Raw genomic sequence first — 21,473 nt, 5'->3', positions numbered from 1 at the left:
CGCGTTGTGCCCGTTCGCCGGGGTGAGGGCTCAGCCCAGGCTTTTGGCCGCGAAGGTGTCGCACCGCGCCGGCTCGCCGGTCTGGAAGCCGGTGGTGAACCACTTCTTCCGCTGCGCCGAAGTGCCGTGGCTGAACTTCGACTCGTCGACCCGGCCGCCGCCGAGCTTCGACTGGATGTAGTCGTCACCGATCCGCGAAGCGGTGTCCAGCGCGGAGTCGATGTCCCCCTGGGTGACCTCGGTGATCAGCGGCCGCCCGGATTCGGTCGGGGTGGTCGTGGCGTGGTTCGCCCAGACACCGGCGTAGCAGTCGGCCTGCAGTTCGAGCCGCACGGAACCGGACGTCGGCCCGCTCCCGGTGCCCTTTTTGGACACTCCGGTGAGGTTCTGCACGTGGTGCCCGTATTCGTGGGCCAGCACGTACGCCTCCGCGAAGGGCCCGCCCTGCGCGCCGAACCGGCTGCGGAGTTCGGTGAAGAAGGCGAGGTCGATGTAGACCTCGGAGTCGCCAGGGCAGTAGAACGGCCCGACGTCCGAAGTCGCGCTGCCGCAGGCGGTGTTCACGCCGCCGTTGAAGAAGTTGGTGACGGCCTTGCGGTAGGTCGACCCGGACCGCTGGAACTCCTGGCCCCAGTAGTCCTGGATCGAGTTGATGAAGGCGACGATCGCGCAGTCGTGGTTCCGGTTCGCGTCCGCGCCGGTCCTGCACTCCTGCGACAGCGACGTGTTGTCCATCTGCTGCCCGGTGCCCACGCCGCCGAGACTGCCCGAAGACGGGTTCAGGCTCACGCCGCCGAACTGGGAGATGAGGAAGTAGATGACGAGGCCGACCACGCTGAGCCCGCCGCCACCGAGGGCCACCCGGCCGCCGATACCGCCGCCACCACCGCCGCCGCGCAGGTCTTCGACCTCGGAGGTGTCCAGGCCCGCGCCTTCGTCGAATCGCACGGGGGAAGCGTAACCGGAAGACGCCGGATATGCCTGGGTGCGGCCACCCGGAGCGGCCGCACCCAGAACTACCGAGGTTGTCTTGTTCCGATCGCCGGTTGGCCGCGATCACCGGGCCGGCGCCGGGCACTGCCGAGGCGGTCGAAGAGGCCGCGAACCCGAAACAGGCCGGAGTGACGCCGAATGCGCGAGAATTGTCGAGCGCATCTTGAGATGCCCGCGCTCATCGCTGTTCGCAGTCGCGGCCGACCCGGTCCTTTCCGTTCCGGTCGCGGGGACACAGCAGGCGGTCAACCGCGAGAATCACCCGCCATACCACCACCTGACCCTTCCCGGCTGGGGAGCAGGTCCGGCGACCCTTCGAGGCGATCGCCCGTTACTTGCCCGACCATCCGCTGACAAGCAGAATGCGCCTTTTCGCGCCGAGTCTCAACCTTTTCGTAACCCTCCTTCGGGCGAATGTTCCGCCGGATTTTTCCCGGTCCGAAAAGTGACCGGTGGGTATGCGCCTTGTGCGATCAACGCTCTACTCTGCGTGGATGGCGGTGGAGCAGAAGGAAGTGCGCTGGCTGTCCGAGTCCGAGATGGTCGCCTGGCGCTCGTACATCGTCGCCACCATGCGGCTGCGGCAGCGCCTGCATCGCGAACTCTCCGAGCGCCACGACGTCACCCTCGCCGATTACGAGGTCCTGGTCTGCCTTTCGCTCCAGCCCGACCGGCGGATGCGGATGACGGAGCTGGCGAGCATGCTCGGCTCGACCAAGAGCAGGCTTTCGCACCAGATGGTCCGGCTGGAGGCCGACGGTCTCATCCGCCGCACGCGGGATCCGGCGGACAAACGCGGTGTCGTCGCGGAGATGACGGAAAGCGGCGCGGAACTGCTGGAGGGTGCCGCGCCGACGCACGTCGAGGGGGTCCGTGAGCATCTGATCGATTTGCTGAGCCCCGAAGAGCAGCGGGTGCTGGGGCAGGCTTTCGGGCGGGTGCTGGAGCACCTGTCGGAGATCGACGGCCTGCCGCGCCTGCCGCCGGTCACTTCTTGAGGGCGTTGAGCCGCGCGGCCTGACGGGTCAGGTGCGCGTGTTCGGCCAGGTTCGCCGCCTTGACGGCGGCCTCGCCGTACAGCCGCGCCGCCGTCGCCAGGTCGCCGTCGCGTTCGTGCAGGTACGCCGCCACCGCCGCGTACCGGGGCAGCGAGGCGTCCAGTTCCGCGAGGGCGGCCAGCCCCGCGCGCGGTCCGTCCGCCTCGCCGACGGCCACCGCGCGGTTGAGCCGCACGACCGGGCTGCCGGTCAGCCGCGCGAGTTCGTCGTACCACTCGACGATCTGCGTCCAGTCGGTCTCCTCGGCGGTGGGCGCGTCGGCGTGGAGCGCCGCGATGGCGGCCTGTGCCTGGAATTCGCCCAGCCGGTCGCGGGCGAGCGCCGCCTGCAGGATCTCGACGCCTTCGGCGATCAGGCGCGTGTCCCATTCGCCACGGTCCTGTTCGGCGAGCGGCACCAGCTCGCCGCCGGGAGCCGTCCGCGCGGCGCGGCGGGCGTGGTGGAGCAACATGAGGGCGAGCAGGCCCGCGACCTCGGGATGGTCGATCGAGGCCGAGAGACGGCGGGTGAGCCGGATGGCTTCGGCGGCGAGGTCGACGTCACCGGAGTAACCCTCGTTGAACACCAGGTACAGCACGCGGAGCACGGTGGCGACGTCGCCGGCCTGGTCGAACCGCACTCCGGAGACGGTGCGCTTGGCCCGGCTGATGCGCTGCGCCATGGTCGCTTCGGGCACCAGATACGCCTCGGCGATCTGACGGGTGGTCAGCCCGCCGACGGCGCGCAGCGTGAGCGCGACCGCCGAAGACGGTGTCAGCGACGGGTGGGCGCACAGGAAGTAGAGCTGCAGCGTGTCGTCCACCTCGGGGACGGGCCCCGGGACGGGCTCCTCGTCGACGAGTTCTTCGCGCCGGCGACGGGCGGCGTCCGACCGGGTCATGTCGAGGAACTTGCGCCACGCGACGGTGACGAGCCAGCCTTTCGGGTCCTTCGGCCGGTCGGCGGGCCAGCCGCGGACGGCTTCGATCAGCGCTTCCTGCACGGCGTCCTCCGCGGCGGCGAAGTCGGCGCCGCGGCGGACGAGGATTCCGAGGACGTTCGGGGTGAGGCTCCGGAGCAGAGCCTCGTCCGGTTCGGCGTTCACTCCGTGATGACGAGCTGCTCGCTCAGGACCGGACGCAGTTCGAGCCATTCGTGGATCGGCTTCCCGCCCGCTCCCGGCGCGGCCGACAGCTCGCCCGCCAGTTCGAGCGCTCGCTCGTGGCTGTCGACGTCGATCACCATGAAACCGGCGATGAGGTCCTTGGTCTCGGCGAACGGGCCGTCGGTGACAGGAGGCTTGCCCTCGCCGTCGTACCGGACGAAGGTGCCTTCGGGCGCGAGAGCCTGCTCAAGGACGAACTCGCCGGTCTCGACGAGCCGGGCGGCGAAGTCCTTCATGTAGTTCATGTGCGCCGTGATCTCGTGCGGGGCCCAGTGGTCCATCGGCATGTCGTTGACCGCCGCCGGAGCGCCGCGGTAGTGCTTGAGCAGCAGGTACTTGGGCATGCCGGAAGGGTAGTGGCAGTCTGCCGGTCCTTCTGCCTGGTGGTCTATACATCCGACCTCTAGCGTTCTCATCGTGTTCCTCCCTCGCGAAAGGAAGAGCCCTTGTTCCAGGCGAAACGACTGCTGGTCATAGTCGGTCTCCTTGGTGGTTTGCTCGTCGGCGAGGCCGCGGCCTCCGATGACCCCGCCGAATTCGGGGTGTCCGTCGCCAAGGACTACAGTCATCCACTGCCACCCGGCGCGGCGCCCGTGGCCCCGCTCGCTCCCGCCGTCGCTCAGGCGCAGGTCGCCGCCAATCCGGTGGTCTGCGAGGGCGACGGGGTTTCCGGCAAACGTGTCGAGCTGGTCTACGTCCGTGAGGCCGGTCAGCCCGACCGGTACTCGACCGTCGTGCCGTCTCTGCGCGCCTACGCGTCCGGGATCGACGACGCGTTCAACGACAGCGCCGCGGCGACCGGCGGCAGCAGGCACCTCCGGTACGTGACGACCGCGGGCGCGGGCTGTCAGGTCGCCGTCGCGAACCTCGTGGTGCCCGAAGGCACGTACCAGACGGGGGCGATCCGCGAACGCGCCATCCAAGCCGGTTTCCACCACGCCGACCGCGACTACATGCTGTTCTCCGACAACCCGCTCACCTGCGCCGGCACGTGGGGCGACAGCGACGACCAGCCCGGACCCGCCAACGCCTTCAACAACGGCAGGCACTACACGGAGATCGCCGTCCCCTGCTGGGGTGTCAACGCCGCGGCCCACGAACTGGGTCACATGCTCGGCGCCGTCCTGCCGGGCGCCCCGCATTACCAGGGCGGCGGCCACTGCTCCCAGGAATGGGACCTGATGTGTTACGGCGACACCCAGTCCTTCGACTGCACGGAACGCGATTTCGATCGGCTGCTGGACTGCGGCAACGACGACTACTTCAGCACGAACCCGACTCCCGGCAGCTGGCTCGCCACCCATTGGAACGTCGCCAACAGCGCCTTCCTGATCAAGAAGGACATCCCCGACAACGACGACGGCCACGCGCGAGGCGGCAAGACCTACGTCATCACCGGCGCGAACGGTGACGCCATCGACGTCGTGGGCTCGTCGACCGGCGGCCTCGTCAACCTCAGCCACCGGCCGCGCACCGACTCCATGAGCCAGAAGTGGATCCTCGGGTACAACACGGGATTGCAGCTCGTCAACGCCAACAGCCAGCTGTGCGCCGACAGCGCGCAGAGCGGGACGGCGCCCGGCACGCAGATCCTCCAGTACAACTGCAACGGCCAGAACGGCATGCGGTGGGCGTTCCAGCCGCTCGGCAACGGCAAGGTGGCGATCTTCAACTACCTGACCGGCTACGCGATCACCGACGGCGGCGCGTATCCGGCGCCGTTGGTCCAGCGGCCCTACACCGGGGCGGCCAACCAGCAGTGGACGCTGAACCCCGTCGCCGACCCCGGCCCGAAGGCGGGCAAGAAGTACTACCTGACGGTCGCCACCAACGGCAACAGCGCGGCGGTCGTCGACGGTTCGTCGTCGGCGGGCGCGAAGATCACCAACGTGGCCAGGCAGAACGACAACGGCCAGAAGTGGCGGCTCACCGACGCGGGCGGCGGGTACTGGAAGATCTCCAACGAGCGCAGCGGTCAGTGCCTGCGGCCGGTCTCGGGCAGTACCGCGGAGGGCGCGCTCCTGGAACAGACGCACTGCGGTTCGGCCACCGACCAGCAGTGGAAGCTGCTCCGGAGCGCCGACATGCGCTACGGGCTGGTGAACCGGGCGAGCAAGCTGGCGGTGCGGCAGGTCAACGACGGCACGGCCTCGATCCTGGAGCAGCGGCCCTTCCACGGCGGCCGCAGTGATGAGACCGTCTGGGCTCTCGTACCCGCGTAACCGCGAAGCGCCCCAGGTTCGCGAACCTGGGGCGCTTCGTTTCTCAAGACTGGCGGTAGCGGTGGGATTCGAACCCACGGAGGACAGAGCCCTCGCATGTTTTCAAGACATGTTCCTTCGGCCGCTCGGACACGCTACCGCTGTCGAGGGTATCCGACGAGGCTTTGTTGGGATGCTTCGGATCTAGTCGAAGTCCCAGTCGGTCAGGATCCCCACGAAGATGAAGCCCGCCAAGAGCAGCACGATGATGGCGACGCCGATATAGCCGATGATGATCGCCGCGAGCGCCATCCCCTGACCGCCCGCTTCCCCGCGTTTGGCCTTGGAATGCGCGATATGCCCCATGATGACGCCCGCGATCGACGGCAGGCCGCTGCAGGCGACCAGGCTGGCGATCGACACGACCAGCGCCGCTATCGCCAGGCCCTGCTCCTGCGGCGGTTGCGGCGGGCCGTACCCGTAGCCCGGTTGCTGGTACGGCTGACCGTAGGGCTGCTGGTGACCGTAGGGGTCTTGCGGGTATGTCACCCGCTCACCGTAACCGCCCGAGTTCAGGAAGCTTGACTCTTCGCGGCCTTCGCCGCGATTCGCGCCTGGACCTCGGGGCGGCGCAACGGGGGCACCGTCGCCGGCGGCTGACGGCGTTCGGGCAGTTCGGTCAGCAACCGGCGGGTGATCTCGGTGATCTCGGCGACGGCGGCCTCGAAGGGCTCACGGGTGGCGTCGGACAGGCTCTGCACCCCGGACACCTTGCGGACGTATTGGCGGGCGGCGGCCTCGATCTCGTCCGGCGTCGCCGCCGGCTCAAGCCCTCGAAGCGTCGTGATGTTCCGGCACATGGCCCGATGGTACGTCCGCCCACCGACGTTTCCGAGTGAGCAGATCACGTTTCCGCGTACTTCGATCACACAGTCGGTTAGAAGGTGCCTTGGTTCGTTGACGCCGAAAAACGCGGTTGGGCACCCTCGGCGGAGTGCCCCTCAGACCCCGTTCACTTCGCCGCGCGCCCGTCGAGCCGATTCCCGAACCGGCCGAACCCTCCCCGATTCCGGAACAGGTCTGGCAGCGCGTCCCGATCGACGCCCTGATCGACCTGGTCACCGAGATCTTCACCGCGCACGATCTGCCGTGGTCGCGCGCCAGGATGGCCGCCGAGGCGGTGTGCCACGGCGATCTCACCGGAACGCCGGAGTCCGGTGTCGCCGAACTGACCAGGCTGCATCTCCCGATGCTGGCCGACGGCACGGTGCGGCCCAGGGCCGAACCGCTGATGATCGCCGACCGCGGCGCCGCGGCCCTGATCGACTACCGCCGCGCGCCGGGGCTGTGGGCCGTCGGCGACGCGATGGACCGGGCGGTGTCCCGGGCGGGCCGGTACGGCGTCGGGCTCATGTCGGTCCGCGGCGTCGGCCCGTTCGGCCGTGCCGGGCACCATGCGGCGAGGGCGTTGCCGCACACCATGATCGGGCTCGTCATGGCGGCGGGCGGTGAGCTGGGGAAGGCCGCGAACCCGCTCGGGATGGCCGCCCCCGCGGGCGCGTATCCGGAGTTCGTCCTCGACCTGGACACTCTGGCGGATGCCGCCGGCGCCTCGATTTCCGGCTTCGCGCTGCTGGTGGAGATCTTCGCCGGGGTGCTGTCGGGCGTCGGCGACCACGATCACGACACCGGCCTGATGGTGATGGCCATCGCGCCGACGACGCTCCGCAGCGCCGACGGGTTCTACAAGGCGGCCAGCGCGCTGTTCGGCAGCCTGCTCGGCTGGGAGGGCGGCACGCCGGTGCGCTACCCGGGCTGGCGTGAGGCGCAGTACCTCGAACAGTGCCAAGCGCTGGGTGTCCCGTTGAACGAGCCGGTGCACCGCGAGCTCGAAGCGCTCGCGAGGGCGTTGCGCCTGGCGCCGCTGCAGGGCCGCTAGCGGGTGTTTCACAAGTCTGTTCGATGGGCCGCCTGGGCGCGGAGACCGCGAACTTGACTTGTGAAACGCCCGCTAGGCCAAGACGACGCGGCCGCCTTCGCCGCCGACCTTCACGACGTCGCCGTTCGTCAGCTGACGGCCGCGCCGGACCTCCACCTCGCCGTTGACCGTGACCTCTTCGGCGTCGAGGAGGTCTTTGGCGTGCGAGCCGTCTTCGGCCAGGTTCGCCAGTTTGAGGAACTGGCCGAGGCGGATCGGCTCGCCGGTGATCGGGACGTCGTGGATGCTCATGGGGAGATCATCCCCGTGCGTCCATCTTCCGGTACAAGGTGGCGACGTCGGTGTCGAAGTAGCTGCTGTAGGACGTGTCCGGATCGTCCCCGCCGTACAGATAGCCGCCGATCACGCCGACGACGGTGCCGAGTTCGGTCTCGGGGTCGGCGCCGACCACCCAGGGGCCGCCGCTGGTGCCGGTCGTGAAGCCGGGGCACGCGACGCGCATCTGGTAGGTGTCGGCCTGCGCGCTGGCGCCGTGGCAGACGACCGGCGCCTCCCGTTCGTCGGGATAGCCGGTCAGGGTGATCGTATGGGCGAATCCGCCGCCGGTCAGCAGCGTGTTGGCGCCGGTGACGCTTTCGAGCGTCTTCGTGGTGCCCGCCTGGTGGGCGGTCGCGAAGCCGACGTCGAGGTCCGGATCGGCGGATTCGGCCCACCCGTCGGGAACCTGCGGATCCGAGACGTCCCAGTAGCCGTAGGGCGCGACGCCGTCGTGATAGCCGGGCGCGAACGTGATCCCTGTCGCGTATTCGCCGCCTTCACCGTCGTGGAGGCAATGCGCCGCCGTGAGCAGGAGGTCGCCGGGGGCGCTGTGGACGACGCTGGCCGTGCAGAAATGCGTTCCGTCGAGGAAGAGCGCGCCGATCGCCGGAGTGGTCCGCGACGCGGGGGTGGCCGCCACCGTCGCGGCGGTGCCGGCGTCTCCGGTCGCGACCGGATCGGACGCGGCGGAACAACCGGACAGAACGACACAGAGCACGAGCAACAGGGCGCGGCGCATCGCCTTCCTTTCGCTCGTCCACGGCCGTCGGAGTTCCGGATTCCAGATCACCATAAGTGGTCCGCGAACACAGCCCGAATCCGCCAACGCACAGCAAGCTCACAGCCGTAGTATGTGTTACCTCCGGTAACAGTCGAGCGGGTTGGAGCGGATATGAAGTCGTTCACGGACAAGGTCGTGGTGATCACCGGCGCGGGCTCGGGGATCGGCAAGGCGCTCGCGATCGAACTGGCGAGGCGGGGCGCAAGGCTGGCGCTGTCCGATGTCGACGCCGTCCGTGCGGCGGGCACCGTGGCGGAGTGCGAGAAGGCGGGCGCGACCGCGAAGGCGTATGCACTCGACGTCGCCGACCGTGACGCCGTCCTCGCGCACGCCGAGGAGGTCGCCGTCGATTTCGGCGGCGCCAACGTCGTGGTGAACAACGCCGGGGTCGCACTCGGCGCCACGGTCGAGGAAATGACCTGGGACGACTACGACTGGCTGATGGGGATCAATCTCGGCGGCGTGGTCAACGGCACGAAAGCCTTTCTGCCGCAGGTGATCGCTTCGGGTGACGGGCATGTCGTCAACGTTTCGAGTGTGTTCGGCTTCATCGGCGTGCCCACGCAGAGTGCTTACAACGCGGCGAAATTCGGGGTGCGGGGGTTCACCGAGGCGCTGCGGCAGGAAATGCTGATCGCCCGGCATCCGGTCAAGGTCAGCTGCGTGCATCCCGGCGGCATCAAGACGAATATCGCCCGTGACGCGCGGGGCGGCGTCGAGCGCGACATCGACAAAGCGGCCGAAGGATTCGAAAAGATCGCGAGGACGACGCCGGAAAAGGCCGCGCAGACCATCGTGCGCGGTATCGAACGGGGGACGGCGCGCATCCTGATCGGCCCGGACGCGTACGCCATCGACGCGATTCCCCGCGTGCTCGGCTCTTTTTACCAGCGGCCGCTCGCGCTGCTGGGGCGCTTGGGAATGAAGCGGCTCTGAACGGAGTAACCCTCCGTGCTCCGGACGGCTCGGGATAACTCGATCGGGGTGCGTTACTTACGGCGGCGTCGGAAATGCACCACAATGCTCAAGTTCGTGATTCCGCTTCCGGAGGTCCCCATGCCGCGCGCCGCCCAGCGACGTCCGTCGACCGACGCCTTCTCCGCGCCTGTCGAGACCGTCGAACTGCTGGACCGGACGGGGATCATCGCCGCGAGCCTGCCGAAGCGGCGGCGCAGCCCGGAGAACGAACCCGAGCCCGAGCCGATGCCGGTGCGCCCTCCGGTCTGCGAGCCGGTCGTGGACCAGGATCTGCGGCCCAAGGCCGTCGTCATCCACCGTCGCGCCCGGTCGTGGCTGGTCGGCGGGGCCGGGGTGGCGCTGCTCGCGATCGGCTGGTTCGCCGGCACCTTCACCATGGGGCCGGTCGACGACACCGCCCTGCCCGAGCAGCCGCTGCCCGCCGTGGCGACCCAGCAGGCGCCGCCGCCCGCGCAGCCCGTACAGCCGGCGCCGCAGGCCGCCCCGGTGACCGTCTACGTCCCGGTCACCGTGAAACAGCAAGTGCCCGCGACGACGAAGAAGCCGGCCAAGGAACGGGTCGTCGCCCTGCCGCCCGCCGAGACCAAACCGCCGGAGCAGCCGCGTTCCGACACCGGATCACGCGACAAGTCGGCCGACGCGCTCCGGAGCATGATGGATCCCGTCGTGGCGAGCTCGCTGGCGATGGAGATGGCGCAGGGAATGGTGAGCTACGGCCGCTGACCCGTCAGGGCGGCGGCCAGCGCGGAGCCCTCGCCGGGGTCGCCGTGCACGAGTTCGGTGCGGTGCACCACGCGCGGCGAGGACAGGGAAAGCGTGCTCACGCCGGTGAGCACGTCCGCCGGGAGCAGGGCCAGCCCCTGACCCGCGGCGACCAGGCCGAGCAGGCCGGCACGAGGGCGCCGTCCACGTCACCCCGGGCACCCTCGCGGCACGGGTCCTCGGGGCCGAACGTTCCGTTGAGCGGTACCACTGTTCGTACGGTCTCGACGCCCGGCATCTGGACACCTTGGCGGCGAACGGGGTGGTCTTCAGCGGATTCGACGGCGAGGGCGACGCGCGGATCGCGGAACTGCCGGAGCATCCGTTCTTCCTGGCGACGCTGTTCCAGCCGGAACTCGCCGGCGACGGGACCCGGCCGCATCCGCTCGTCCAGGCCTTCGCCCGCGCCGCCGCGGACCACGCGAGCCTGGCTGTCCACAGTGTCCATAGTGGACACTGACGGACGTCGTGGGCCGGATGGCCGCTGACACTGCGGAAGTGATCGATTACCGTGAGCCAAGGGGAGGGGCTCATGGAGAAGGGGGATTCCGCCCGGAGCACCACGTTCAAGGCCGCTTTCGCGGTCGGCGAATTCCGGGCGTTGTGGGCGGCCGAGGCGCTTTCGCAGGCCGGTGACCAGCTGGCCAGGGTGGCGTTGTCGGTGCTGGTCTGGGAAAGAACCGCGTCGGCGGGGCTGACCGGGCTCACCTACGGCCTGACGTATCTGCCGACGCTGATCGGCGGCACCCTGTTCGCCGGGTTGGCGGACCGGTATCCGCGGCGGACCGTGATGATCGTCTGCGACCTGCTGCGCGCGGCGCTCGCGGCATTGATGGCCGTACCGGGAACGCCGCTCCCGGTGCTGGCCGGGCTGCTCGTGATCCTGACGATGGCGGGCGGGCCCTTCCGGGCGGCGCAGCTCGCGTTGCTCCCGGACGTCCTCGAAGGCGACCGGTACATCGCCGGGCTCGCGGTCCGCACGATCACCATCCAAACGGCACAGCTCGCCGGATTCGGCGGTGGCGGACTGGTGATCGGGTTCGTGACGCCCTACTGGGGGCTGGTGATCGACGCGGTGACCTTTGTGGTCTCGGCACTGCTGGTGTCCACAGGGGTTCGTCGGCGACGACCCGTCGCCACGGAATCTTCGGTGAAAAGCCGGGTGGCACGGGCTTTCAGCGGTGAAGGCGCCAGAGAACTGTGGCAGGGCAAGGGAATCCGGGTGCTCTTCGGGTTGAAGATGCTCGCCGGATTCGCCATCGCGCCGGAAGGGCTCGCGGCGCCGCTCGCCGTCGGTCTCGGGGCGGGGACTTTCGCGGTCGGGCTTATTCTCGCGGCGGATCCGGTGGGTTCGGTAATCGGATCGTGGATCTTCACGAAATGGGTTCCGGCGCGACGGAAAACGCGAATGGTCGGCATTCTCGCCATCGCATCCGTCGTTCCTTTGGTCTTTCTCGTCTTTCGCCCGCCACTGCCGGTGTGCCTGGTGCTGATCGGGCTCAGCGGGGCCTTCGCGGCGCCGTACCACCTGCAGGCCGTCGCGTTGATGGCCCGCGCGGTTCCCGACGGCGTCCGGGCACAGGTGATGGGCCTGACCTCGACGAGTTTGGTGACCGTACAAGGAATCGGGATCATGCTCGCGGGCGGTCTCGCCCAGCTGACCGGTCCGTTCGTGGCCGTCGGGGTGGCCGCGACGGTGGCCGTGGCCTCGGCGGGACCGATGGCGATGGCCTGGAAACGCGCCATCGCCACCGGACCCGATGTATGGCTCCCGGCCGGGAGCCGGACCGGCTGAAATGGTGGGATCAGTCCTCGCGACCGTTCATGATGGTCCTCCCTCCCACTGCTCCATCTGTGTGTTCCGGAATTGACTCGAGCCACCCTCAGTACTACCTCGGATACATTGAAATGTGTACGGAAGGGGGCCGGTGACGATGATTATGGGGGATACGGAACTCGCCGGAGAAGGGGCCGGTACACGTCTGAGAACCTGGGTCCGATGCTGGGACTTATGGTCCGGACCACGCGGTGTTCCCGCGGTTTTTCTTGTGGTGGAAGGACTGGCGGCGGCAGTCGCCGTAATCGCCCTGCTCCGATCGAACTACGAGACTACGGAATTCGTCCGATTTGGATCACTGCTCGGCCTCGCCGTCCTGCAGGCCGAGCTTTCGCGTTCGGTGGAACGGTTACGGCGCACGCTCTGTGACCGGCCGCATATCAACATGACTTCGGTGTGGACGTTCGCGGGGGTGCTCGTCCTGCCGCAGGGGCTCGCGCTGGCCCTCGGGCTGCTCATCTACCTGCATCTTTGGCTCCGGGTGTGGCGGGGGATGAGCCACCGCCCGGCGTATCGCGTGGTGTACTGCGCGGCGGCGATCGTGATCTCCTGTCTGGCGTCGGGGGCCATCGTCTCCGGCTGGAACGGCCTGCCCGTCGGGTTCGCCGGCTCGCTGAAGATCGTCGAGGCGGCGGCCGTGTTCACCGTGGTCAACGCGTTCATCGTGGCGCTCTCGGTGTACCTGCACACCGGGGCGAGGGCCCCGCGTTCGCTGTTCGGCACCGGCGACGACAACCTGCTCGAGATCACCACGCTGGTGCTCGGGACCTCGACCGCGCTGGGCATCGTGCACGCGCCCGCGCTCGTCCCGTTCGTCCTGCTGCCGGTGCTGGTGCTGCACCGCAGTGTGCTGGTGCGGCAGCTGGAGATCGCGGCGAACATCGACGGCAAGACCGGCGTCCTGAACGCGCACGCGTGGCACGCGCTGAGCGAGCGGGAGCTCACGTCGGCGGCCAGGGCGAAGAGCAAACTGGGCGTGCTGATGCTCGATCTCGACCATTTCAAGCAGGTCAACGACGGCTACGGGCATCTCGCCGGCGACGTCGTGCTGAAGGCGGTCGCGGAGACGATCTCCGAGCACGTACGCGATTACGACTCCGTTGGCCGCTTCGGTGGCGAGGAGTTCGTCGTGCTGCTTCCCGGCGCGACGGAGACCGACGTGCTCCCCGTGGCCGAGCGCGTGCGTCGGGCGGTGATGGCGCTGGAGGTCGAGGTCGCGAGCGCTTCGGGACCGCGCGTCGTGCGGGGGCTTTCGGTGTCGATCGGCGCCGCGGTCTACCCGTCCGGCGGGGCCGTGCTGGAACGGCTGCTGCACGTCGCCGATTCCGCGCTCTACCAGGCGAAGAACAGCGGGCGGAATCGCGTCGTGGCGCTCGCCGCCGCCTGAGACACCGTCCATAGGACACGCTACTCGAGATCGAAGGGCCAGCGTTTCCGCCGCCGACGCAAGCCGATCGCGATGCCAGTTGTCCCTAAAGGACACTGAGTTTACGCTGCGGGTAAGGCAAATCCGGCGTGTCCGGGCAGCTGCCTTCACGGATTTCCGAAAGCTCGCCAACTGTCCACAGAGGCGCGAACCAAAGGGGAAATATCCGCTTGCTCCCGGCCTGACCGGATCATCACGTACTTGCCTGCCGCTGGACCCATACGCCACGTTGCGCCGGGTCCTTTGTGGTGACGAGCCGGCCTACGCCTTCATCGAGTCCGCTACCTCGGCGACAAGCGAATCACCCACGACGACCTCGGAGCGCCTCACCAGGGCGAGTTTTCCTCGTCGTCCGGTGCTTCGTGACGCTTGTCGCGAGGCGCCTGCGGCGGGGGCGGGGGCGGTGTGTCGGCCGACGACGCGGGGGGAACCGGGGGAGCGGGCGGCTCCGAAGGCTCGTCCTCTTCCATTTCGGGGAAGCGGCTGCGCAGGGTGCCGATCATCAGCGCCCTGGTCTCCTGGTCCTCGTCGCCGAGCGACTCCTGCATGACCCCGGCGACCTGTTCCGCGATCCCGGACTGCGCCTTGTGCATGGTCTGGAGGATCTGCCGCGACAGTTCCTCCAGCGGATACGTCCTGGCCTTGTTCCCGAACTCGATGTCCGTCACGCCGCCGTCCGCCCCGACGGTGATCTTGACGGCGCCGTCGGAGCTGGACGCGGTCAGCCGCAGTTGCTCCGTCCGCTCCTGCGCGGCCGCGTAGCGCTGGGCCTTCTCTTCCAGCCCCGCGGCCCATCGGTCCATTTTGCGCTGGGCCTCGTCGGGGTCCAGCATGAGCTCGCCGAGCTCGTTTCCGCCGGTCACTGTTTTCCTCCGATGTCCAAGGCCTTGAAGTCCGCCTTGAACGGTTCCGCGTTGGTCTTGTCACCGTCTACATAGGACTTGGCCGCGGTGCGGACGTTGTCCGCCGTCGACTGGATGCCTTCCGCGGCCGCTTTGATCGTCTCCGCCGCGCGTTCGCCCGCCGGGTTGACGATCGGCGGCAGGAACGCGCACAACAGGCCGTACGCGTCCGAAGACATCGCCGAACCGGTCGCGCCGTGCGCGGTGTTCAGCCGGTCGACGAGCCCATCGAGATGGCTCGCGTGCGCGGTCAGGTCGTCCGGGTCGACCTCGAACGAAGCCGTCACTTCCAGTCCTTGTTCTTCCAGTCGCCGATCACCGGCGGCGCCACGACCTCGTCGGCGGCGAAGAAGGACGGGTCGTCGGACTCGACGTAGTCGGCGACCTTGTGCTCCTTGTCGTCCTGGCCCTGTCCCTTGCCCGCGGCGGGGGCCATGCCGCCCATCGGGCCCATGCCGCCGGGCGTACCGGGTTTGCCGCCGGAGCCGGCCGCACGGGCCGCGGCCGCTTCGGCATCCATCGCGCCCGCGCCGACGGCGCCGCCCATGCCGAGCGAGCCCGTCGCCCGGCCGGCCCCACCGAGACCTCCGGCGCCCGCACCACCGGCACCCACGCCACCGGCGCCGGTACCGCCGCCACCGCCGAAGCCACTGGTACCACCGGTACCGCCGCCGCCGGGGATGTTCGGCATGCCGAGCTTGGGCGCGTTGTACGGCGTGCCCTTGTAGGAGTTGCCGTCCGGGAACGAAGGACCGGTGAGCCGCTCGCCGATACCGCCGGGCCGCGGCACGGGTGGGATGTTCGGCATGACCGGCCTCGGCCCACCGCTGTTGGGCCCGTTCGGACCGGGGATGTTCGGCATGACCGGTCGCGGGCCGCCGCTGGGCCCGTTGGGGATGGGGATATTGGGCGGCGTGAACGGAAGACCGCCACCGGGCCGGGGGCCGCCGCCGCTCTCCGGGATGGGGATGTTCGGCGGGGTGAACGACGGCGGCGTCACGGACGGCGGGGTGTAGCCCGTGGTGCGCGTGCTGTCGTCGAACTTGGGCAGGTTCGGGAGGTTGGGGCCCGCCGAGGCCGCGGGCTTGTAGGTCTCGCCGCCGGTCGGCCCGTTCGGGCCGCCGATGTTGGGCAGGACCGGGGTGGGGCCACCCCCACCGGGGCCACCACCGGGACCGCCGCCACCGGGGAAACCGCCACCGGGACCTCCGCCAGGTCCGCCACCGGGTCCGCCACCAGGTCCGCCGTTCGGCGAGCTGAATGGCGACACGCCGCCGGGACCACTGGTCCCGCCCTGCGGCGTCCCGTCCATCGAAGCGGCGAGGCCGTCCGGGCGCGTACCTTCCGTGACGGCGCTGAAGGGACTGATCTCCCCCTCAGGCGACATCCGGTCGCGAAGCGTGCGCGCGGGCGAACCCGCGCCGCCGCCGGCCGTGCTGCCCTTCAGCTGCCTGGACGCCGTCGCCAGCTTCGGCGGGGCGGGGAACGCCGGGGTGGCGATCGCCGAGCCGACCGTGGTGTCGAATTCGGTCATCACCTTCGCGGCCTGGTCCCGCGCGTCCTGCTGCTTCTTGAAGGTGGTGAGGTCCTTGCCGAGCTGCGCCATGTACACGTACGGGTCGGTGATCTTCTGCAGGTTGGCGTTGGCCTCCTGCACGCTGAACGCCACCGGCGGGTTCGCCGCCATGTGCTTCTGCGTCTCGTTGAGCGTCTGCGAGTGGATCTGCTGCTGCCGCCCGGCCAGCGTCGCGCCGTTCGCGGTCGAGCCGAGCCATTTGCCGACACCGGCGAGGTGCTCGCGGGCCGCGTCGCCGCCCTCGCCCTCCCAGTTGGCCGTGCTCGCGCTGATCGCCTTCGCCAGGTTGCGCTGATGCGAGGCCAGGTCGTTGCCCGCCCGGATCCACTCTTCGGAGGTCTCGCCCACCGCGGCCGGATCCGCGTTGTCCGCGATCGCGGTCTGCATCTGCTCGTGGGTGGCGTTCGCCCAGACCGTGGACGGCGGCTCGCCGGGCTTGCGGATGTCCAGATTCTTCTCGAGACCCTCGCGCGCCTTCTCCAGCTGCGCTTCGTACATCTTCTGGGTGAACTGGTCCTTCACGAGGACGAGCGGCGTCTTCCCCCAGCCGAGGATGTTGAAGATGGCGTCCGTTCCGGCCGAGGCCCCGGCCCGGATCTCGTCGCCGGAGGCTGCCTCGTCCGCCAGCGGTCCGACGTAGTAGTCGGACGACGAGTCGAACGTCGGGTCGTAGTTCGGGTCGAGCTTGTCGTAGTCGGGCGAGTTCGGGTCGGAGACCTTCGCCGTCTTCTCCTCGGATTCGGTCACGGGTCTCTCCTTCAGATCTCGGTGTCGATCTGCTTCAGGTCACGCTGGTTCTGGGTGTCGCGTTCCCGGTAGTTCCGCTGGGCGAGTTCGATCGCCTCGATGTAGGTCGGGAACTCGGCGCGGGCGGCTTCGAGCTGGGTGAGCAGGCCTTGCGCGTCCGTCGCGGTGCCGTGCATGTGCTCGGACACCCAGCGGGCGGTCGCGGTGGCGCTCATCGGCGGCGACTTCTGAAGTTTGGTCAGCGCGCTCCAGCGTTCTTCGAGGCTGTCGATCACACCCTGGAGTGAACGGATCATCTCCTGGCCGGTGGTCTCGTCGACGGCGAAGCCGCCTTGCACCGCCATGCGCTTGAGCTGCGTGCCCGAGAGCGCGACCTTCGTGGCGGACCACGCCGTCGTCGGCTCCAGTTCTTGTGCTTCCTCGGTCAACGGAGGATCCTCTCGCCGGATTCAGGAAGGTCAGTAGATGTCCGCGATGGCGTCCCGGATCGAGTTCGCCACGCCCGCCTGACTGACCGGGTCGTAGTGGCCGATCACGGCGCCGGAGGCTTCGTCGGTCTCGGTCCAGACCAGGTACCGGCCGTCTTCGGTGTCGAGCCAGCTCAACGGTGTCGACCGGAGCCGTTCGCCGCGGCGGCCGATCCCGCTCACGATGATGTACCCGCCGCCGAGGCGGGTCCCGGACAGCACCTTCTCCAGGACCTCGACGTCACTCTCGTCGCTGCGCGCCGCCGGGGCTTCCGGGCGGGCGCGGACGACGCCGGTCAACTGGAGGTTGCCGAACGCGTCGGTCTCTTCCTCGTCGAACTCGGCTTCGGCCTGGCGGCGCGCGGTCATCGCGGAGACGGCGCGCTCCTCCTTCTGCACGATCGTGCGGCGGCCGGTCGACGCGGGGCGCATCCGCGGCAGTACCCCGGAGAGGACCTCGACCAGCTCTTCGTCGGAGAAGAGCGCGAACTGCAGGAGGTCTTCGCCGTGGGTCTGCGTGATGCCGAGCGCCTGCCTGCCGTCGGTGAGCGCGAGGACGGCGATGTCCTGGCCGATACCGTCGATACCGTTGATCGAAACGGTGATCCGGTGGTTCCCGAGCAGCGCGAACGCGGTGCGGACGGCCTGGTTCAGCTCGCCGTCGATCGACAGGCGGCGCTGTTCGAGATCGGTGTAGACCTTCCGGACGATCGCGGCGAACCGTTCCGGGTCGATCGAAGTGTTCTGAACGCGCAAGGGAAACAAGCGGGCATCGACGCCAAGCGCCCGCCCGACCACTGTCGCCTCGACCGTCCCCAGCGCGAAATCGGCTCGCTCAGCCATGCTTCTGCGCTACTCCCTCACGGGGGCGGGCCCCGACTTTGTTAATGGCCAAAACAAACTAGCACAGCGCATGAACCTACGAAACCATACGCACACCGCTGAACCCGATGGAATGGATCACCATGCCCGATCGGGCACTTTTCTTGCCCCTAAAGGAATAACGGCCGTTCACCGGCACGTTACCGGTCGGCCGCCGCGGGGGCGTAGGTCGTCATCCGGCGGGCCACGTCGGTCCGCGAACGGGCGCCTAATTTGCGCAGGACCTTGGCGACGTGCTGTTCGACAGTACGCGGCGAGAGGAACAATCCGTCCGCTATCTCCCGGTTCGTCCGTCCGTCGGAAAGCATTCGCGCGACCTCGAGCTCCCGGGGCGAAAGCTCCTGGCCGTAGCCGCGCCGCCCGCGTTGCGACGGAGCCCACGCGCCGTGTTCCCGCAGCTGATGGCGGCAGCGGCCGGCGTCCCTGGTCGCACCGAGCCGCTCGTAGGCCTCGGCGGCCGCCGCGAGCTCCTCGATCGCCTTGCGGTCGCCGGGGGTGTGGCGGCCCGCGTTGAGCCGGGCCAGCGCCGCGCGCTCCCGGGCGCCGATCGCCTGGTACGGCATCGGCAGCGCCTCGTAACCCGCCGCGGCCTCGTCGAAAACCGTTGCCGCGGCGGGATGTTTGCCGCGCGCGTCGAGCAGGATCGCCCGGCCGGCGAGCAGCGCGACCCGGGAGACCGGCGAATCCTTGCCGTCGATCCCGCGGGCGAATTCCTCGACCACCGCGTCCGCCTCCGACCAGCGCCCGGCCCGCGTGTAGGCCTCGGCCGCGGCGGGGACCAGCGCCGCCGCCCATACCCAGACGCCCTTGCGCCGGGCCGCCGCGACGGCGTTGTCGGCCGCCGCGCACGCGCCGTCGACGTCGTCCGTCGCGAGGAGCACCCGGATCAGGACCCCGGCGGCCGAGAGGACGACGGGGATGGGCCCGTGCTCCGGGGCGTGGACGCTCGCCGCGGCCAGATGTCGTTGCGCGGCCGCGAATTCCCCGCGAACGGCGGACAATCCGCCGAGGACGAGCGAGCACTCCATGACGATCGGGCCGAGGTCGGGATAGGTGTCGCGCAGTTGTTCGGTTGCCTCCGCGAGGCCGGACCAGTCGCCGCGCACCCAGTCGAGCCGGACCCGGGTGCCCTGCGCGAGCCCGGCGGCGTAGAGCGCGCCGGCGTCGGTCGCGCGGCGGATCCCCTCCGTGACCAGCTTTTCCGCCCTGGTCAGATGTCCGGCCCAGGACTGCGCGTCGGCGAGGTTGCACCACAGCCGTGCCAGCTGGACCCGCTCGGCGACCCCGTCGACCACGCTGCCTTGGTCGGGCAGCTCGGTGAACTCGGTCCAGGCCGACCCGTCGCCGATATGCGCCTGGGTGGAGATGCGGTCGCCGAGGAGCGCGAGCCGCAGTTCCGGGTCTTCGATCCGGCCGAAGACCTCGCGGGCCCGTTCCATCCAGACCTCGTGCCAGGACAACGGCGTCAGCCCGTCGATCGGCTGGGCGAGCAGGTTGATCCCCCGTGCGGCGAGTTCCGGTTCGTCGACCAGTTCGGTGATCGCCTTCTCCACCTCGACCCGGCCGCGGCCGAGGCGCCCGATCGTGCGGACGAGCAGCATCCCGAGGCTGAGCCGGATCGTCCCGCGCACGCTCGGGCGCAGGTCGGTGAGGTCTTCGAGGATCCGCTCCAGTGTCTCGATGACGTCCGGGCGGAATCCGCGCAACGCGACCTGGCTGAGCTTCGTGGCCAGCCGGGCGATGTCGTCCTCGCCGAGCCCCGCCTCGGCGAGGACGGACTGGAGCAGGTCGATGGCCCGTGACGTGTCACCGTGGGCGATGGCCTCGTCGGAGGCGGCTTCGGCGTAGTGACGCCATTGCTCCATCCGCCCCGCCGCGCGCGAGTGATTCGCCAGCAGGGTGAGCGGAGGAACCGGCTGACCGGCGAGCACTTGGATGGCGCGCGAATGCAACAGGGTGCGCTCCGGGCCGCTCACCGTGTCGTAGACGGCCTTGCGGGCCAACGGATGCCGGAAGCCGTAACGGTCGCCGCCGAGTTCGCCGAGGACGCCGCCATCCAAAGTGGACAAAAGAGCCGCGCGGAGCGCGTCGCCGTCGAGGCAGGCGAGTTCGCCGATCACCGACGGCTCGGACGGGACGGCGAGCACCGCCGCCGCGCGGGCCAGCCGGACGGCGGGCTCCGGCAGCGCTTCGAGCCGTTCGGTGATGGCCTCCCGCAGGGAGATCGGGACTTCGAGGCTTTCCAGCAGCCGGTCGCTCAGCACCTCCCCGATGGGCAGGCGCCCGGCCGCGTCCCGCAGCGCCCGCAGGGTCTCCTCGACCACGAACGGGATCCCGGCGGTGCTTTCGTGCAGCTTCGCGATGAACGGCGCGGAAACCCGCGGCAGGTCCAGCAGTTCCTCGGCCAGCTTCCCGACGGCTTCGACGTCGAGCGGGCCCAGCGTCACGCGGGCGGTCTGGACGTTCGGCGGGGTGCGGAAGGGAATGCCCGCGCCGCCGTGTCCCGACGGCGAGCCGGTCCGGTACGCCGCGACGACGGCCAGCTCGGCGGGCATGGCCGCGGCGAGGAACCGCATGAGGTCACGGGTGCCTTCGTCGGCCCACTGGAGGTCGTCGATCAGGATGAGCGCGGGCCCGCAGGCGATCAGGAGCTCGCGGACGGCGCGGAACTGGCGGTGCCGTTCGGCGCACGGGTCGGCGAGCGGTTCCGGTTGGGGCGGAAGGCTTTCCACCAGTTCGGGCAGTAAGGGTCTCAGCACCCCGGCGACCGGGCTGAGCGGACCGAGCGGCCGGTCGCCCGCCGACCGCAGCGCTTCGAGCACCGGTCCGAACGGGAACGGTTCGCGCATCGGCTGGCAGGCACCCCGGAGCACCCGTGCGGCCGCGAATTCACGGCGTCCGGCCAGCTCTTCGAGCAGCCTGCTGCGGCCCATCCCGGGTTCGCCTTCGATCAGCACGGCGGCGGGACGGCGCAGCAGGATCTTCACGATCGCCGAGACCTCGACGTCGCGGCCCACGAGCGCCGTCGATCCGGCGCGGACCGAAACCGAGGTCGGGCGAGGGGTGGCAAGCCACATCATGCGCTCCTCGGTGGGGGTTCCCGCTGAGCCCGACACGATCTTGTGCGTTGTCCTGCGGAGCCTAAGCACTGCCTACCTGGTCGTAAACCACCCAACCCGGACACCATGGGCACCCCATGAGGCCGTCCGCCGACGCAGCGTCACCGGTTGGCTGACGGATCGTCGGTTGGAAAATCACCGGACACCCGAAACGTCGGCGACCTACCCGATTCAGCGATTCATCCCACGTTCAGGGGGTGGTCATGATTACGCAAGGTATTTGCTTCGAAACCCTACTTACGGACGTGCCCGTCCGGGTGCCAGCACTAGGTGCCCGCCCCTGGAGCAGGAGATTCGGTGCCCGAAGAATGGGTATACCTATCCCGCGCCGACCCGGATTGCG

Annotated in this window: 21 protein-coding genes and 1 tRNA gene; 8 read left to right on the top strand and 14 right to left on the bottom strand. The window is 69.4% G+C overall.

From position 1 onward, the window contains the following. Positions 1-30: 30 nt before the first annotated feature. Positions 31-948 (bottom strand): neutral zinc metallopeptidase, encoded by a 918-nt coding sequence (locus tag ACLJQ7_RS05700; RefSeq protein ID WP_410647096.1) that lies wholly within the window; start codon positions 946-948, stop codon positions 31-33. A 539-nt stretch (positions 949-1,487) separates the two neighbouring features. Here ACLJQ7_RS05700 and ACLJQ7_RS05695 point away from each other — a divergent pair. Continuing rightward, on the top strand, positions 1,488-1,991 hold the full coding sequence (locus ACLJQ7_RS05695; protein WP_410647095.1) for a MarR family winged helix-turn-helix transcriptional regulator: 504 nt from the start codon (positions 1,488-1,490) through the stop codon (positions 1,989-1,991). On the opposite strand, the gene ACLJQ7_RS05690 is transcribed toward ACLJQ7_RS05695, so the two are convergent. After that, positions 1,981-3,135 carry an RNA polymerase sigma factor gene (locus ACLJQ7_RS05690; protein WP_410647094.1) on the bottom strand — a complete coding sequence of 385 codons (1,155 nt, stop codon included), beginning with the start codon at positions 3,133-3,135 and terminating at the stop codon, positions 1,981-1,983. The genes ACLJQ7_RS05695 and ACLJQ7_RS05690 overlap by 11 nt on opposite strands. Beyond that, positions 3,132-3,539, bottom strand: a complete 408-nt coding sequence (locus tag ACLJQ7_RS05685) for a YciI family protein (protein WP_410647093.1) — start codon at positions 3,537-3,539, stop codon at positions 3,132-3,134. Before ACLJQ7_RS05685 ends, ACLJQ7_RS05690 begins: the two co-directional genes overlap by 4 nt. 102 nt (positions 3,540-3,641) lie before the next feature. On the opposite strand from ACLJQ7_RS05685, the gene ACLJQ7_RS05680 reads away from it, so the two are divergent. Further along, positions 3,642-5,417, top strand: a complete 1,776-nt coding sequence (locus ACLJQ7_RS05680; RefSeq protein WP_410647092.1) for an RICIN domain-containing protein — start codon at positions 3,642-3,644, stop codon at positions 5,415-5,417. 50 nt (positions 5,418-5,467) lie between these two features. Here the strand turns inward: ACLJQ7_RS05680 and ACLJQ7_RS05675 are convergent. From ACLJQ7_RS05675 to ACLJQ7_RS05665, 3 genes are all read right to left on the bottom strand, one after another. Then, positions 5,468-5,556: transfer RNA gene (locus ACLJQ7_RS05675), tRNA-Ser, on the bottom strand. 44 nt (positions 5,557-5,600) lie between these two features. After that, the gene (locus tag ACLJQ7_RS05670) at positions 5,601-5,945 is read right to left on the bottom strand and encodes a DUF4190 domain-containing protein (protein WP_410647091.1); all 345 of its coding nucleotides are present in this window, start codon (positions 5,943-5,945) and stop codon (positions 5,601-5,603) included. 23 nt (positions 5,946-5,968) lie between these two features. Continuing rightward, positions 5,969-6,256, bottom strand: a complete 288-nt coding sequence (locus ACLJQ7_RS05665) for a DUF2277 domain-containing protein (RefSeq protein ID WP_410647090.1) — start codon at positions 6,254-6,256, stop codon at positions 5,969-5,971. A gap of 134 nt (positions 6,257-6,390) precedes the next feature. Between ACLJQ7_RS05665 and ACLJQ7_RS05660 the strand changes: the two genes are divergently transcribed. Beyond that, the gene (locus tag ACLJQ7_RS05660; protein ID WP_410647089.1) at positions 6,391-7,335 is read left to right on the top strand and encodes an Ldh family oxidoreductase; all 945 of its coding nucleotides are present in this window, start codon (positions 6,391-6,393) and stop codon (positions 7,333-7,335) included. 72 nt (positions 7,336-7,407) lie between these two features. On the opposite strand, the gene ACLJQ7_RS05655 is transcribed toward ACLJQ7_RS05660, so the two are convergent. Both ACLJQ7_RS05655 and ACLJQ7_RS05650 read right to left on the bottom strand, forming a co-directional pair. Then, positions 7,408-7,626, bottom strand: coding sequence for an RNA-binding S4 domain-containing protein (locus ACLJQ7_RS05655; protein ID WP_410647088.1), 219 nt, complete (start codon positions 7,624-7,626; stop codon positions 7,408-7,410). Between the two features lie 7 nt (positions 7,627-7,633). Continuing rightward, positions 7,634-8,392, bottom strand: coding sequence for a trypsin-like serine peptidase (locus ACLJQ7_RS05650; protein ID WP_410647087.1), 759 nt, complete (start codon positions 8,390-8,392; stop codon positions 7,634-7,636). Positions 8,393-8,545: 153 nt separating this feature from the next. On the opposite strand from ACLJQ7_RS05650, the gene ACLJQ7_RS05645 reads away from it, so the two are divergent. The 5 genes from ACLJQ7_RS05645 (at position 8,546) to ACLJQ7_RS05625 (ending at position 13,398) form a co-directional block, all read left to right on the top strand. Next, entirely contained in the window at positions 8,546-9,370 is an 825-nt protein-coding gene (locus ACLJQ7_RS05645; RefSeq protein WP_410647086.1) for an SDR family NAD(P)-dependent oxidoreductase, read from the top strand. Between the two features lie 96 nt (positions 9,371-9,466). Beyond that, positions 9,467-10,135 carry a hypothetical protein gene (locus tag ACLJQ7_RS05640; RefSeq protein WP_410647085.1) on the top strand — a complete coding sequence of 223 codons (669 nt, stop codon included), beginning with the start codon at positions 9,467-9,469 and terminating at the stop codon, positions 10,133-10,135. 286 nt (positions 10,136-10,421) lie between these two features. After that, complete coding sequence (locus tag ACLJQ7_RS05635) at positions 10,422-10,634, top strand: hypothetical protein (RefSeq protein ID WP_410647084.1); 213 nt, start codon at positions 10,422-10,424, stop codon at positions 10,632-10,634. A 72-nt stretch (positions 10,635-10,706) separates the two neighbouring features. Continuing rightward, on the top strand, positions 10,707-11,969 hold the full coding sequence (locus ACLJQ7_RS05630; protein ID WP_410647083.1) for an MFS transporter: 1,263 nt from the start codon (positions 10,707-10,709) through the stop codon (positions 11,967-11,969). Positions 11,970-12,222: 253 nt separating this feature from the next. Continuing rightward, entirely contained in the window at positions 12,223-13,398 is a 1,176-nt protein-coding gene (locus ACLJQ7_RS05625; RefSeq protein WP_410647082.1) for a diguanylate cyclase, read from the top strand. Between the two features lie 365 nt (positions 13,399-13,763). On the opposite strand, the gene ACLJQ7_RS05620 is transcribed toward ACLJQ7_RS05625, so the two are convergent. The 6 genes from ACLJQ7_RS05620 to ACLJQ7_RS05595 form a co-directional block, all read right to left on the bottom strand. After that, a complete protein-coding gene (locus ACLJQ7_RS05620; protein WP_410647081.1) occupies positions 13,764-14,300 on the bottom strand; it encodes a YbaB/EbfC family nucleoid-associated protein in 537 nt (178 codons plus the stop codon). Continuing rightward, a complete protein-coding gene (locus ACLJQ7_RS05615) occupies positions 14,297-14,626 on the bottom strand; it encodes a type VII secretion target (protein ID WP_410647080.1) in 330 nt (109 codons plus the stop codon). Before ACLJQ7_RS05615 ends, ACLJQ7_RS05620 begins: the two co-directional genes overlap by 4 nt. Further along, positions 14,623-16,662, bottom strand: coding sequence for a hypothetical protein (locus ACLJQ7_RS05610; protein WP_410647079.1), 2,040 nt, complete (start codon positions 16,660-16,662; stop codon positions 14,623-14,625). The genes ACLJQ7_RS05615 and ACLJQ7_RS05610 overlap by 4 nt, the downstream gene beginning before the upstream one ends. A gap of 11 nt (positions 16,663-16,673) precedes the next feature. After that, positions 16,674-17,090, bottom strand: a complete 417-nt coding sequence (locus ACLJQ7_RS05605; RefSeq protein ID WP_410647078.1) for a hypothetical protein — start codon at positions 17,088-17,090, stop codon at positions 16,674-16,676. 30 nt (positions 17,091-17,120) lie between these two features. Beyond that, positions 17,121-17,972 (bottom strand): ESX secretion-associated protein EspG, encoded by an 852-nt coding sequence (locus ACLJQ7_RS05600; RefSeq protein ID WP_410647077.1) that lies wholly within the window; start codon positions 17,970-17,972, stop codon positions 17,121-17,123. 179 nt (positions 17,973-18,151) lie between these two features. Beyond that, positions 18,152-21,088, bottom strand: coding sequence for a helix-turn-helix transcriptional regulator (locus ACLJQ7_RS05595; RefSeq protein WP_410647842.1), 2,937 nt, complete (start codon positions 21,086-21,088; stop codon positions 18,152-18,154). Positions 21,089-21,473 lie beyond the last annotated feature (385 nt).

The organism is Amycolatopsis sp. cmx-4-54, assembly GCF_046548895.1.
Classification (GTDB): Bacteria; Actinomycetota; Actinomycetes; order Mycobacteriales; family Pseudonocardiaceae; genus Amycolatopsis.
Note: the sequence above shows the minus strand (reverse complement) of the source record. Positions and strands in the feature narration are given on the sequence as shown.